This is a genomic window from Litorimonas cladophorae (assembly GCF_014652455.1).
Lineage (GTDB): Bacteria > Pseudomonadota > Alphaproteobacteria > Caulobacterales > Maricaulaceae > Litorimonas > Litorimonas cladophorae.
Map to the genome: position 1 here is coordinate 155979 of NZ_BMYV01000003.1, position 14458 is coordinate 170436.

The window sequence follows — 14458 nt, forward strand, 5'->3', positions numbered from 1 at the left end:
CTGCAATAAAACGTTCAACAACGAACATTGCGGGTTGATAATCTGACAGAGTGACCATATATGCCTGTCTCCCCTGGAAACAGGGGAATTTGGTAACGCGGGGTGGAGCAGCCCGGTAGCTCGTCAGGCTCATAACCTGAAGGTCGTAGGTTCAAATCCTACCCCCGCAACCAACCAAACGCCCGCCGCCTTTTAGGCGGTTTTTTTATGCTTTGTTCGCATAAGACTTTGCTCCCTGTTCTTATCTCTCGGGCTTCAATCTTCGCCGTCATTTACGTACCATTGGAGGCGCAATAGGCCGAAACGAAAAAAGCGGGCTCATTTCTGAGCCCGCTTAGCCTTTTTCTGCGCCCCGAAAAGGCTATTCTGTGGATAAGCAAGCGTGATTGCCTATCAGGTTTGCAGACCATCTGGTCTGACTTTGTGTTTTCAAAGACTGAACGGCTCAACGTTCGGGTAAGTGCTGGATAGTCGCACAATTAGATAAATTGCCGGCTGGTGATCTAGATGGGAAGTCGAGATCTTGGCCCCCACATGTAATTTATCCAATTTGACGTTAAGTCATTTCAGTCTTTGGCGAAGCGACCAAACTAAGTCTGTAGTCCATTCAACTCGCAACACATGGATAACAACCTCAGACAAAAGAAGTCCTGTGGGATCGCTTAGACTTTTCTTAGGTTTTTCTTAGGTTGCCCTTTTGCATGCAAATTCTATAGAAGAACGAGGTTGCATTTGAAAAGAAAATCAAATGGCCGACGGGAGACACTCATGCGTATCGGGAACGCACGCATTGATTTTGATGGCAATTTAATTGACGGCTTTGACGGTCCATCAATCGTTGAACCGAAAGTCATGCAGCTCCTGAAGGTTCTGGCAGAAAAACCAAACACAGTCTTTTCGCGGGAAGAGTTGATCACTGCGGTTTGGGGTGTCGATTTCGGCGGTGATGAACGCCTCTCTCGAGCGATTTCGCTTTTACGAAAAGCCTTGGGAGACAAGCGCGGACATTACAAATATATTGAGACAATCTCCCGCAGGGGATACCGCCTCATCGCAGAGGTCGCGCCCGAGACGCCAGGCGTTTTGAGCCCGCCGGATATAAATCAGGTCGAGACGACGCCTCCCTCCATACTGGCTCCACCCAAACTATCGCCCAAATCGAAATCAAAGTCCGTCAAGGGACTGACCGCAGCGCTCTCATTGGCCGTCACCATCACACTGGGATTGATCATTTTTATATTATCTCGCGGCCCCATACCGTTGGAAACGCTTTCTGTTGGTGAGGAACTCACCGCGGGTTTTGAAAAAATTCATAATTTTGGCCATGTTGACGCCGTCGAGGAAGCTCAATCTCATTTTCAGTCGGTCCTCAAAAGGGAGCCAGAGAATGCGACGGCCCACGCAGGTTTGGCCCTTGCCTATATTCGCGAATTCACGTCTGCTGAATCAGATCCCGCTTTAATTAAGAACGCTAAATCATCAGCATTGCGCGCGCTCAAACATAACGAGCACCTGGCTTTATCATACATCGCGATGGCTTGGGCGGCGGAATTCGACAATGAGCGCGCAAACGCGCTTCAATATCTTGAACGCGCGGACTCCTTAGATGAAGACAACCCGTTAACACTGGAAAGTCGTTTTAGGCTTTTAGGCTCATCAGGAGATTTGGACGGCGCAGAGGCGCTGATCATAAGATCTATTTCCCTCTATCCAGATAATGCACTTTTTCAGTCAAATGCCGCGAAATTATATGTCTACAATAATGATCTTCCGAAAGCAGAGCGTTATTCAAAAAGGGCTATAGAACTCGATCCCGAAAACCCTTGGTTCTATGCGTCGGCTGCGCAGATATTGCATCTCCAAAACAAAACATCCGAAGCAGTTAAAATCGTTCAAAACGGATTGGAGCGTAGCGAGTCCGCGGCCCTTTATAATAATTTGGGAACATATTTGTTTTTTGATGGAAACTATGAATTGGCCGCGTCCGCTTTTGAGAAAACCCTCAGATTAGACGGCAACACACATGACCCTCAATTTTGGGCGAACCTTGGGGATGCTTATCGTTGGACAAACGGGAAGCAGGACAAAGCAAATCAAAACTACAAACGTGCGGTGCAAATTTGGAAAGAAAGCCTGAAGTCGAGGCCTGAGGACGTTGATCTGCGCACGCGTATAGCTTTGTACGAAGCTAAAATGTCGTCAGGGGAGCGTCCTACCCCATTGTTGAGACAGGTCCTTTCGCAGCCAGAACTGTCAGCCATTCAATATTATCGTGCACTTGTTACGGCCGAAATCTGGGGGGACCGAGACCTAAGCCTCGGATTACTCCAACGCGCAATTGACGGGGGATACCCTCTGAAGGAAATTCAAAACGACCCGGAGCTTCGGGCCTTAAGACAAGATCAAGGATATCATCTCATAGTGTCTGAATAGTAACTTAAAACTGGGGCAATCAGAATGACAAAATACACACTTCAACTCGAGTTCGATATTAATCAAATTACTCGGTCTCTCCAACATAATTTTAAAGCGCCTAAAGGATACCAAGCGGAGAAATACGGCCCGCTTGCCGGCACAGCGCATTTTGAACAAGGTGATGAGCTGGATATTTCTATCACCGCGACAGGGCGTGCAGAGAACGAACTCAGCCTCAAAGTCATGGATTGCAGTGTCGTCACTGTGGGAACGGCAGATTTAGGAAAACTCTTTTTGTCTCCATTTGCTGAGGAAACGGCTGTTGTGTCGGTTTCGGATTGGAAGCCGACGAAGAACAAAACAACACAGGAAGATAAGGAGGCAGACCGTCAACGGCTGTCAATCAAATCGGCGTCGTCCTTTGCGGTAATAGCGCCAAATGGACAGTGGCGGTTTTCCGGGTATCTTTCAGTCCAAATCATCATTGACGGTCAGACATATTACCGCCTGTTCTACTTTGACCCTGAAGGGTCTGTAGGGAATGGCGGCGGATTTGGTTGGCCTAACTAGATATAGAAAAAGGCGCTCGCTCTGCTCAAGCGATGAGCGGGCGCATTACTCCCTATGGCGGTAGGGTGGATTGCCCCCCATTGATCACGCTAAAATGCGGAATCAAAACTATTGCTCAGCATTTCTTTGGCTTCCGGGCCTGTATGGAGTTGGTCGTCCTCAACCCCATAGATTGCAACCACGTCAAACCACTCCTGTCCGACTCCTTGATTGAGTAAGGCTTCGGCCGAAAGACAGTGTCGTCCTGCTTCCATAATCAAATTGAAATTGATCGGGCCGACACCGTGATACGCGCGGTAGACGACTTCCGTACACACTAGGCGGTCAGAGGTGCGGAAATCGAAAACGAAATCATATAGTTTCCCTGCATGCTTCTGGGCGCGTGTTAAGGCACTAGCAATCTCGTCTGCCGGCAATCTAGGCCTGATGACTGTAAAAGCATCAACTTGGAGCGTTTCATTTAGCTCACGGAAAAGGACCCCATCCTTTTTTGCCTCAAGGACTTCCAAGTCTGGTTCTCCTAGCCAGAGCGCACTATGGGGCCAGAAGCCGGGAAGAAAAACATTGCTCATGGCATCATCATGGCGAGTCACAAAAACATCACCGGGTCGGAGCAAGGGTCGAAGCGCATCTATGACTTCGGGTGTCACGCGCTTTAGGGACCGACCTGGTTTTACAAAAGGAATTTTCAGGTCTGCAATATCAGATCCCGCCATTTCAAAAATGGAGAAAACGATGTTTTTCAAAGCAGAGTTTTGACGGCGCTTTAATGAGTGACGAAGGAACCGGCGGTACCGCTTTAGATGGTCCCCACGTGAAGCGGTGGGCAAATTTTGTTCGGTAAGAACCGCTTGAATATAGGGATCAGATTTTTTTAGAATCTCCGCCCTATTTCGATCAAACGTCTCACAAGCTCTATAAAACCCATGCATTTGAAAAGCCGACGTTAATTGGCGGTAGAGACGGGTAAAACTCTTCCGTGGCAATGCGTAGGTTAAATTGGCTTCATCCAATTTCTCCCAGACTAAATTCCGCGTTCGAGCCAAGCCGATTAAATATTCTCCGGTTCGAACGATTATTTCGGCCGCGCAAAATGCGATCCCGAAATTTCGCCAATCCTCATCGGTGGCCTGGTTTGGCTTAAACTGCGCTCGGTGAGATGACGGATGGAGCTCTTGAACAATTTGCCAAAGGGAGACGCGAATGGCGAGATAACGCGTATAAGCATCCCTAAGCCTCTCATCCTCTACCGGGTCATAATAGCCGCGCGCCTCTGCAGCCGCCGCATCAGCCATTAAAACGTCGAGTTCAGAAAGGCTTGGCAATGCCAAATAACAAGCTCGCAAAGTTTGGGTATGGTTATGAATAGTCTCAGCCACTACGGGTGTTGAAACAAACATTGGGGTCTTAACGTGTTCTAATTCACTAGTAGTGGCGATCATGCGGCCGACTTTAACGCGTCGGGTGTTGATGACTACTGCTATATGGCCCTGTTTCTTTTTGATCTCTGCTGTTCTGTTGGATTTTTGGTTACAAAAAAGCCCCGCTGGATTTGTGTCCGAGCGGGGCTGTTTTGTATTGTATAGGAGGGAGTGTTGTATGTTTTGTATAAACCGGGCGGTGACCTACTCTCCCGTGCCTTAAGACAAAGTACCATCGGCGCTGAGAGGCTTAACGGCTGAGTTCGGAATGGGATCAGGTGGGGACCTCTCGCAATAACCACCCGGTCAATGCAAAACATAAACCGCATTCCACACGTATGGGTGTGTGGTTTGCGTAAATAGTAAAGATATCGTCTGCCAGCTGCGCGTGACATTTTAGTCCACGCGCATGGGCACTAACGTTTTACATTCGCTTATGATTATAAATAATCACTTGCTTGGCTGTAAAACAATCTGAAATGAATCAAGCCAATCGAGTTATTAGTACTGGTAAGCTCCACATGTTACCATGCTTCCACACCCAGCCTATCAACGTTGTAGTCTACAACGACTCTCAGGGGAGTTCTCGTATTGAGGGGGGTTTCCCGCTTAGATGCTTTCAGCGGTTATCCTGTCCATTCATAGCTACGCTGCAATGCCACTGGCGTGACAACAGCTCCACCAGAGGAATGTCCACCCCGGTCCTCTCGTACTAAGGGCAGATCCTCTCAAAACTCCTACTCCCACGGTAGATAGGGACCGAACTGTCTCACGACGTTCTAAACCCAGCTCACGTACCGCTTTAAATGGCGAACAGCCATACCCTTGGGACCTTCTCCAGCCCCAGGATGCGATGAGCCGACATCGAGGTGCCAAACAACGCCGTCGATATGGACTCTTGGGCGTCATCAGCCTGTTATCCCCAGCGTACCTTTTATCCGTTGAGCGATGGCCCTTCCACGCGGGACCACCGGATCACTATGACCGACTTTCGTCTCTGCTCGACTTGTCAGTCTCGCAGTCAGGCTGGCTTATGCCATTGCACTCAACGACCGATTTCCGACCGGTCTGAGCCAACCTTCGCGCGCCTCCGTTACTCTTTAGGAGGCGACCGCCCCAGTCAAACTACCCACCACACAGGGTCCCGGATCCGGATAACGGACCGCGGTTAGACATCTATAAGGACAAGGGCGGTATTTCAAGGACGTCTCCACCCGAGCTAGCGCTCAGGTTTCAAAGACTCCCGCCTATCCTACACATATCATTACAAATGCCACTGTGAAGCTGTAGTAAAGGTGCATGGGGTCTTTCCGTCTAGCCGCGGGTACCTCGCATCTTCACGAGGAATTCAATTTCACTGAGTCTCTGCTGGAGACAGTGGGGAAGTCGTTACGCCATTCGTGCAGGTCGGAACTTACCCGACAAGGAATTTCGCTACCTTAGGACCGTTATAGTTACGGCCGCCGTTTACCTGGGCTTCAATTCGCAGCTTTCACCACTCCTTTTAACCTTCAGGCACCGGGCAGGCGTCAGACCCTATACGTCGTTTTGCAACTTCGCAGAGCCCTATGTTTTTAATAAACAGTCGCCACCCCCTGGTCTGTGCCCCCACCAAAAAGTTGCCTTAATGGTGGGCCTCCTTCTCCCGAAGTTACGGAGGTAATTTGCCGAGTTCCTTCAGCAGAGTTCTCTCAAGCGCCTTGGTATGCTCTACCTGATCACCTGTGTCGGTTTGGGGTACGGTCTCAAATGGGAGCTATTTCCTGGAACGCCTTCACCGCACCCCCAATCCAATAAGGGGATACGATATACGGCATCCGTCACTACCCAATGGCCCACGAATATTAACGTGGTTCCCATCGACTACGCATTTCTGCCTCGTCTTAGGGGCCGGCTAACCCTGCGCTGATTAGCATTGCGCAGGAAACCTTGATCTTTCGGCGAAGGGGTCTCTCACCCCTTTTATCGTTACTCATGTCAGCATTCTCACTTCCGATACCTCCAGCCACCCTAACAGGTGACCTTCACAGGCTTACGGAACGCTCCGCTACCGCGCACATAAATGTGCACCCGCGTCTTCGGTGAATGACTTAAGCCCCGGTACATTTTCGACGCAGGAACGCTTGATCAGTGAGCTGTTACGCTATCTTTAAAGGATGGCTGCTTCTAAGCCAACCTCCTGATTGTCTAAGCATTCTCACATTCTTTACCACTTAGTCATTACTTAGGGACCTTAGACGGCGGTCAGGGCTGTTTCCCTTTCCACTACGGACCTTAGCACCCGTAGTGTGTCTGCCAGTCATTACTCCTCGGTATTCGGAGTTTGGTTAGGTTTGGTAAGACGGTGAGTCCCCCTAGCCCATCCAGTGCTCTACCCCCGAGGGTATTCAACTGACGCTCTACCTAAATAGATTTCGCGGAGAACCAGCTATCTCCAAGTTTGATTGGCCTTTCACCCCTAGTCACACGTCATCCCCTCATTTTTCAACATAAGTGGGTTCGGTCCTCCAGTGCGTGTTACCGCACCTTCAACCTGCACATGACTAGATCACTTGGTTTCGGGTCTGATCCAACTAACTCATTCGCCCTATTAAGACTCGCTTTCGCTGCGCCTACACCTATCGGCTTAAGCTTGCTAGTTAGACCAAGTCGCTGACCCATTATACAAAAGGTACGCCGTCGCTACGCAAGGTAGCTTCGACAGCTTGTAGACGTCCAGTTTCAGGAACTGTTTCACTCCCCTCGTCGGGGTACTTTTCACCTTTCCCTCACGGTACTTGTTCACTATCGGTCGCGTAGGAGTACTTAGGCTTGGAGGGTGGTCCCCCCATGTTCAGACAGAATTTCACGTGTTCCGCCCTACTCGAGGACAATTTACAACAACACTCATACGGGACTGTCACCCACTATGGTCAGCCTTCCCAGGCTGTTCTGATTAGTTATAAATTGCCACTGGCCTGATCCGCGTTCGCTCGCCACTACTAACGGAGTCTCGGTTGATGTCCTTTCCTCCGGGTACTGAGATGTTTCAGTTCCCCGGGTTTGCTTTTTTAACCTATGTATTCAGTTAAAAATACCTAACACAAACCTCGATAACAATCCCATTCTAGCAAGCTAGAAATGAGAAAAGTATCGGGGTCTGTAAAGGTGGGTTTCCCCATTCAGAGATCTCGGGGTCAAAGGTTGTTCGCACCTCACCCGAGCTTTTCGCAGCGTACCACGTCTTTCGTCGCCTCTACGCGCCAAGGCATCCACTAAACGCCCTTGTAACGCTTGATTCTTCAGATTCTTGAGATGGTCACACACCCGACCAGAAGTGTTAGGTGCGCAACCGTCAATGTTTGGCGCCCATGCGCGAGGAATAAAATGTCCACTTTAGTGTATGAACAAACCTCACTGACATGAGCTGCCAGACGATATCTTTACTATTTAAAGCTCATCCTTGTCGATAAAGTCTTTGCCAGGTTAAACCTGCGCAAAGCCTCTGGGCGGATGAGCCCTCCTTATACGATGTCAAATATCTGCCAACCTGTCTGAGCTAAAGCCCAAGTCGGTGACAAAACCTTGATGTGTTGAAAATGGTGGAGCTTAGCGGATTCGAACCGCTGACCCTCTGCTTGCAAAGCAGATGCTCTACCAACTGAGCTAAAGCCCCTAAAGCAATTTTTGCAAAGCAAAAAATGCGGGAAGAGAAATGCGGCAGGCAATTGCGAAGCAAATGCCGAGAGCATTTATCTCTTGGCTATAGAGCCTGCACGCATTTGGCTGCGCCAATTGCTTTCGCAGGTTCATTATTTTTGCGGAGCAAAATTAATGTTGGTAGGCCGAAGAAGACTTGAACTTCCGACCTCGCCCTTATCAGGGGCGCGCTCTAACCAGCTGAGCTACCGGCCTCCATATCAACACGCTTACAACCTCATGCGCTCGGTTGATTTAAACTAAACCAACGACGCTCCGGTCGTAAACAAATGGGAAGAAAAACGAAGACGGCGTCTAGCCGCTATGTGATCCGCGCGGCGTGAGCCGACGGATCTTAAATATTTTCTAAAAAGATAAAAGCGTACGTTAAACAACATCTACCGAAGTAAATGCGCAAAGAAGACACTCAAATCTTTCCTTAGAAAGGAGGTGATCCAGCCGCAGGTTCCCCTACGGCTACCTTGTTACGACTTCACCCCAGTCGCTGACCCTACCGTGGTCGCCTGCCTCCAGTAAACTGGTTAGCGCAGCGCCTTCGGGTAGAACCAACTCCCATGGTGTGACGGGCGGTGTGTACAAGGCCCGGGAACGTATTCACCGCGGCATGCTGATCCGCGATTACTAGCGATTCCAACTTCATGTCTTCGAGTTGCAGAAGACAATCCGAACTGAGACGCCTTTTAGGGATTAACCCTCTGTCAGCGCCATTGTAGCACGTGTGTAGCCCTACCCGTAAGGGCCATGAGGACCTGACGTCATCCCCACCTTCCTCCGGCTTAGCACCGGCAGTTCTTCTAGAGTGCCCAACTAAATGCTGGCAACTAAAAGTGAGGGTTGCGCTCGTTGCGGGACTTAACCCAACATCTCACGACACGAGCTGACGACGGCCATGCAGCACCTGTGCACGGTCCAACCGAATTGAAGAAATCCATCTCTGGAAATCGCGACCGGCATGTCAAGGGTAGGTAAGGTTCTGCGCGTTGCTTCGAATTAAACCACATGCTCCACCGCTTGTGCGGGCCCCCGTCAATTTCTTTGAGTTTTAATCTTGCGACCGTACTCCCCAGGCGGAGAGCTTAATGCGTTAGCTGCGTCACCTACAAGCATGCTTGCAGACAACTAGCTCTCATCGTTTACGGTGTGGACTACCAGGGTATCTAATCCTGTTTGCTCCCCACACTTTCGTGCCTCAGCGTCAGTATCTGTCCAGTGAGCCGCCTTCGCCTCTGGTGTTCCTGCTAATATCTACGAATTTCACCTCTACACTAGCAATTCCACTCACCTCTCCAGAACTCAAGACTAACAGTTTAGAAGGCAGTTCCAAGGTTGAGCCTTGGGATTTCACCCTCTACTTATTAGTCCGCCTACGCACGCTTTACGCCCAGTAATTCCGAACAACGCTAGCCCCCTCCGTATTACCGCGGCTGCTGGCACGGAGTTAGCCGGGGCTTCTTTACTAGGTACAGTCATTATCTTCCCTAGCGAAAGAATTTTACAACCCTAAGGCCTTCATCATTCACGCGGCGTTGCTGGATCAGGCTTGCGCCCATTGTCCAATATTCCCCACTGCTGCCTCCCGTAGGAGTCTGGGCCGTGTCTCAGTCCCAGTGTGGCTGATCATCCTCTCAGACCAGCTATAGATCGTCGCCTTGGTGAGCCATTACCTCACCAACTAGCTAATCTAACGCGGCCCCATCTATCAGCGATAAATCTTTCTCCCGGAGGACGTATACGGTATTAGCAGTCGTTTCCAACTGTTGTCCCGTACTGAAAGGTAGGTTGCCACGCGTTACTCACCCGTCTGCCACTGTCCATTACCCGAAGGTAATTTCTCGTTCGACTTGCATGTGTTAAGCACGCCGCCAGCGTTCGTTCTGAGCCAGAATCAAACTCTCAGGTTGAGAGTGAAACTGACCATGTCGTTGTTATTGCTCCTAACCAGAATAAACCAGCCAAGAGCCACTGACGTATGAAATGTATAAATACATCTCAACGTTTTGCGTTCAAAGAAAATTACGAGTTCCTCAAACTACCAATTAAGATAGCCCAAGCAATGTCATAACTTTCGAAAAAAAACGTCAAACATGATCGTTCATCTGATTGTGCAGTGTGTTACCACATCTGCGCACAGCCAAACGCCGCCTGCGTCTTTCTTCCCAATATTCACGATGTAAAATAGCTCGAAACAAACACTTAGGTTTCTTCCAAATTAAAAGCCCCGCTCAAGGAGAGGGGCTCCCGTTTCTCGTCTCAAAGCTGTGTGCCTCTCAACAAGATGCGCCTTATAGCGACCCAAAAAAAAATGCGCAACACCTTTATGCGGAGACTCTGCAGAAAAATGCTTTTGCTTGCAGGGATACCCACTTGTGCTACGTGAAACCCAATAAACGCGTGGGTTTTGACATCCACTTATCCACAGGACCCCCGAAAATGAACGTGAAATTTAATCGGATTAAACATTTATCTGCGCTCTTACTTCTGTCAGCGGCCGCTGTGCAGGTTGGATGCGCGGCGTCTGGCGACACACAGGCTGCCAAGTCCGATTCTTTAGCAACAGAGACGGCTGGGAATTCGCCAAAAAATGTGATTATTTTTATTGGTGACGGGATGGGGATTTCGACAATAACGGCCGGTCGGATTTTCGTGGGGCAAGAAAAAGGCCGTACTGGCGAAGAGAATAAACTAAGTTTTGACAAGTTCCCGCAACTCGCGCTGATCAAGACCTATAACACCAACGCACAAGTCCCAGACTCTGCGGGTACGGCAACGGCAATCTTATCGGGGTATAAGACAAATATCGGCGCGGTGAATGTCAGACCCGATAAGGATGTCCAAAAAATGTTTCTTGAAGGCTGCGGCGGGGAGACGGCCCCCACGCTGACCGACAAAGCCAAGGCCAGCGGCAAATCGGTTGGTGTGATTTCGACAGCCCGCCTCACCCACGCCACACCCGCGGCCATGTTTGCCCACTCCGTGAGCCGAGATATCGAAGCCGATAAAGATTTAGAGGCTCCATTTGATTATGATGGTTGTGTGAGCATTAGCCAGCAATTGATCACGAGTGAGGTCGATCTTGCCCTGGGGGGCGGCCGCAAAGAATTCACGGACGCACAGGTTGCCGCTTGGTCTGGCGCCGTTGTTTCGACCAAAGCCGAACTCATGGCCGCACCGACAGATCAACGCGTCTTGGGCTTGTTCAATCGCAGCCATATGTCATTTGATGCAGATCGGCCTGAGACAGAAGAGCCCTCCCTTGCGGAAATGACGACCTATACAATGGACCGACTAAGCTCAGACCCAGACGGGTATGTGATGATGGTCGAAGCCGGCCGCATTGATCACGCGCATCACGGCACCAACGCTTACCGCGCGCTCAAAGATCTGCAAGCTTTGGACGAGGCCGTGGCCGCAGCCGTCGCGAAAGCCGATAAGGATACGCTGATCCTTGTGACGGCAGATCATAGCCACGTCTTTACCATGGCGGGTTATCCGGTCCGAGGAAATCCGATCATGGGTCTGGTTCGAGGCGTTGATCGTAAAACGGGTGGTCCCGATGCAGACTATAGTCTGGACCAAGACGGCAAGCCTTACACGACGCTTGGCTATCAAAATGGCCCAAATGTGCGCGAAGCCAGCTCCGACACCTTAACGGATAACATGGTTCAAGATCGCGATTATCGTCAACAAACCGCCGTGAACTTGAGCGGCGAGACACATGCGGGCGAAGACGTGGCGCTGTTTGCGGCGGGGCCTGGCGCGGCGCGTTTCTCTGGCGTGATGGAGCAGGATGAGATCGGGCAAGCGCTAGCGGAAATGCTAGGGCAGTAGGGTCGCCAAGCTGCGGGCGGCCATACATTATATATGACGCGAAAAACTGAGCCTGATTTGCCCCCTGCCCTGCGAGGTCCGCGAAAGCGGGACTTGCTGCGCATACCGCTCTGGCCTTGGGAAATCCGGGGCCTGCCATCGGCGCTAAAAACCGCCAAAGCCGACGTCACAGGTTCGCCGCCCGTGATTGTCGTGCCGGGATTATGGGCTTCGGATCGGACAATGCGCATTTTGCGGCAGTTCCTCACTAAATCTGGATATGACGCGCAAGGCTGGGGCCTAGGTCGGAATCTTGCGGGGCGCGGTTGGGACGGCAAACTGTCCGATCTGTCGGCGGGTTGGGCCAAGGGCAATCGTGACCGACACTATAATGGAGAAGGACAAGTCCCCGCGCTCTGCGATCAATTCGGTGAAAGCGTCCGCGCGCGCAGCGAAAGACTGGAACGCCCCATCGCCCTTGTCGGCTGGAGCCTTGGCGGATTTCTGGCCCGCGAAGCCGCCCGCGATCATCCCGACCATGTTAGCACAGTCATCACCTTAGGAAGCCCGCTGATCGGTGGCCCGAAATATACATTTGTAAACGCCCGCTATCGGCGACGCGGGTTTGATGTCGATTGGATTGCGGCCGAAACCGTCGCCCGCCATGACACGCCCCTGCAATGTCCGGTCACCTCAATCTACTCCAAACAAGACGCCATCGTTCATTGGAGCGCGTCCATCGATAGGTGGACACCCCAAGCCCGCCACCACGAAGTTCGATGCACACATACGGCCTTTGGGTTTCATCCGCCGACATTTGCCCTGATCAAAGCTGAGTTGGATGAAGTTTACGCATAGAGATTGTCCAAAGTTCATAGCTTTTAACTATATTAATCATAAATAGAAACTGCTCGTGAGACAGGGGCGGTTCTTCTAAACAGCGTCCAAATCTTCCTGCGTCACTCTGGCGTAGTTAATGAATACGCAGACGCGCGATGCGGGGGCGACAACGTCAACTGTAAGGGCCATTTCTATAATGACCAAATTTTCTAAAACCACTCTCATTCTCGGCATGGCCGCATTTGGCCTCGCCGCCTGCGAAACGGATCCTATGTCAAAAGACATGACCGACGCGGCCATGGATAAAGTGACGATGACGGCTGACGGACCCCTCTGCAAAACAATGGGCCCCCAAACCCCGCGCGACATTTCTTCGGTCAAGGGTCTAAACTTTACAATGTTCGACACCGCCCCACCCAGCACGCAGATGAATCTTTGTAATATTCACACCCATACGAATGCCGAGCATAAAGGCCCAGGCTTCAACGTCTTCGTAAATGACACGGATAATGGCGGATATGCCTGTAATGGAACGGCCGATCTGACAGACGCCGAAAAAGCGCCATATGCGGACAATGACTATGAAGGGGCAAACCCCGGCGAGACGATCGAAGTGCATTGGGTTCACACCTCCTGCGACACTACCCCGGGCGAAGGCCTCGGCGCCTGTGTCCCTGCGACATGTGAAGACCCCATTCTTCGCGTGGAAACCCAAGTCTTTCTTGTCGTGAATGATCGCAACGCCGCTGACTTCATGGACTATGCCTATCAGGGCAATATGACGGGCGGTAAACATCAGCCAAAATTACTGCCGACAGGCACAGGCAAGCCGGTTCAGTTCTTGGGTTCCACAACAGGGCCAAGCTACAACCAATCTGTGTGTTCACCGGCACAGGTCACATGGTCGGTTCGCCCACAATGTCAGAAGATCGACGTTGCTTCCCTCGATGCTTGGGCTGAAAGCGGAAACGTTTTCAACGAAACAAAGAGCCACGGCGTCCGCCAACTTGTGACAGCCCCAGAGCTCCTGTCCGAAATCAAATAACCCCTTTTCGATCCTCCGATTGAAAGAAACGACTAGCCCCCTTTGGCGAAAGCTGGAGGGGGATTTTTTGTGTTTAGGAGGGTGCCGCTAGAGGCCTTAATTTTTTAGGGTTTCGGCTCGGAGTTTAAACATTCCGATTGCAGAGGTTAGCCCGTCATAGATACCGAGACTCCAAAACCAAATATTCCAGCGGCAAGGTCGGAGATGAGAGACACCACGATTAGAGCCAGATTAGGGCCGCCCCCAATACAATCGCGAAAATCGCAAAGACCAGCATGATCGTCGAGCTGGGCATGAATTTTTTAATAGCGCCCATGAATTGCGTTGGCACGGTCAGGAACAAGACGCCTTCTATTAGGCAGCCCCAACCGATCAATGTCACCATGATCGCGGGCCACCCCTGCCAAATGTTATGTGTTAAGACTAAAGCCGCGCCCGCCAGCGTCATCACCGCGCCGCCAAAATAGGTTAGGGCTGGCTGGGCTTCAAATTCATCAATAATTTTCAACGCCCGCTGTCGATCAATCGCGAGGCCAAGCCCCGCCGCAATCATGTAAATCCCAAAAACTGTCGCCAGTAGGTCTGTCATCACCGCCTCCTTTTTAAGGAGGGTAGCATTTCTTCTCGGAATTGCGAAATGATGCAGGATTTATGAAACAAC

At 50.9% G+C, this 14458-nt stretch carries 7 protein-coding genes, 3 tRNA genes and 3 rRNA genes; 6 read left to right on the forward strand and 7 right to left on the reverse strand.

What is annotated here, in order from left to right; genetic code table 11:
* Positions 1–96: 96 nt before the first annotated feature.
* From IE073_RS12605 to IE073_RS12615, 3 genes are all read left to right on the forward strand, one after another.
* A tRNA-Met gene (locus IE073_RS12605) sits at positions 97–173 on the forward strand.
* 595 nt (positions 174–768) lie between these two features.
* Positions 769–2433, forward strand: a complete 1665-nt coding sequence (locus IE073_RS12610; RefSeq protein WP_189586725.1) for a winged helix-turn-helix domain-containing protein — start codon at positions 769–771, stop codon at positions 2431–2433.
* Positions 2434–2457: 24 nt separating this feature from the next.
* Positions 2458–2985, forward strand: a complete 528-nt coding sequence (locus tag IE073_RS12615) for a hypothetical protein (protein WP_189586729.1) — start codon at positions 2458–2460, stop codon at positions 2983–2985.
* An 89-nt stretch (positions 2986–3074) separates the two neighbouring features.
* Here IE073_RS12615 and IE073_RS12620 read toward each other — a convergent pair whose 3' ends face one another.
* The 6 genes from IE073_RS12620 to IE073_RS12645 form a co-directional block, all read right to left on the reverse strand.
* Positions 3075–4427, reverse strand: coding sequence for a YiiX/YebB-like N1pC/P60 family cysteine hydrolase (locus IE073_RS12620; RefSeq protein ID WP_189586731.1), 1353 nt, complete (start codon positions 4425–4427; stop codon positions 3075–3077).
* Positions 4428–4597: 170 nt separating this feature from the next.
* A 5S ribosomal RNA gene (rrf, locus tag IE073_RS12625) occupies positions 4598–4712 on the reverse strand.
* 174 nt (positions 4713–4886) lie between these two features.
* Positions 4887–7685, reverse strand: a 23S ribosomal RNA gene (locus IE073_RS12630).
* A 300-nt stretch (positions 7686–7985) separates the two neighbouring features.
* Positions 7986–8061: transfer RNA gene (locus tag IE073_RS12635), tRNA-Ala, on the reverse strand.
* A gap of 162 nt (positions 8062–8223) precedes the next feature.
* Positions 8224–8300: transfer RNA gene (locus IE073_RS12640), tRNA-Ile, on the reverse strand.
* Between the two features lie 227 nt (positions 8301–8527).
* Positions 8528–10006: ribosomal RNA gene (locus IE073_RS12645) — 16S ribosomal RNA — on the reverse strand.
* Together the 16S, 23S and 5S rRNA genes with 2 tRNA genes alongside form the textbook arrangement of a ribosomal RNA operon.
* 529 nt (positions 10007–10535) lie before the next feature.
* On the opposite strand from IE073_RS12645, the gene IE073_RS12650 reads away from it, so the two are divergent.
* From IE073_RS12650 to IE073_RS12660, 3 genes are all read left to right on the forward strand, one after another.
* Positions 10536–11933, forward strand: a complete 1398-nt coding sequence (locus tag IE073_RS12650) for an alkaline phosphatase (RefSeq protein ID WP_189586734.1) — start codon at positions 10536–10538, stop codon at positions 11931–11933.
* 33 nt (positions 11934–11966) lie between these two features.
* Positions 11967–12770, forward strand: a complete 804-nt coding sequence (locus tag IE073_RS12655) for an alpha/beta fold hydrolase (protein WP_189586737.1) — start codon at positions 11967–11969, stop codon at positions 12768–12770.
* 178 nt (positions 12771–12948) lie between these two features.
* Positions 12949–13797 carry a delta-class carbonic anhydrase gene (locus tag IE073_RS12660; RefSeq protein WP_233350074.1) on the forward strand — a complete coding sequence of 283 codons (849 nt, stop codon included), beginning with the start codon at positions 12949–12951 and terminating at the stop codon, positions 13795–13797.
* A gap of 220 nt (positions 13798–14017) precedes the next feature.
* On the opposite strand, the gene IE073_RS12665 is transcribed toward IE073_RS12660, so the two are convergent.
* Positions 14018–14386 (reverse strand): hypothetical protein, encoded by a 369-nt coding sequence (locus tag IE073_RS12665; protein ID WP_189586742.1) that lies wholly within the window; start codon positions 14384–14386, stop codon positions 14018–14020.
* Positions 14387–14458 lie beyond the last annotated feature (72 nt).

Coding starts and splice junctions, on each gene's coding strand:
- IE073_RS12615 (WP_189586729.1), top strand. CDS start 2,458: ATGACAAAATACACACTTCAACTCGAGTTCGATATTAATCAAATTACT.
- IE073_RS12665 (WP_189586742.1), bottom strand. CDS start 14,386: ATGACAGACCTACTGGCGACAGTTTTTGGGATTTACATGATTGCGGCG.
- IE073_RS12620 (WP_189586731.1), bottom strand. CDS start 4,427: ATGATCGCCACTACTAGTGAATTAGAACACGTTAAGACCCCAATGTTT.
- IE073_RS12650 (WP_189586734.1), top strand. CDS start 10,536: ATGAACGTGAAATTTAATCGGATTAAACATTTATCTGCGCTCTTACTT.
- IE073_RS12610 (WP_189586725.1), top strand. CDS start 769: ATGCGTATCGGGAACGCACGCATTGATTTTGATGGCAATTTAATTGAC.
- IE073_RS12655 (WP_189586737.1), top strand. CDS start 11,967: ATGACGCGAAAAACTGAGCCTGATTTGCCCCCTGCCCTGCGAGGTCCG.
- IE073_RS12660 (WP_233350074.1), top strand. CDS start 12,949: ATGACCAAATTTTCTAAAACCACTCTCATTCTCGGCATGGCCGCATTT.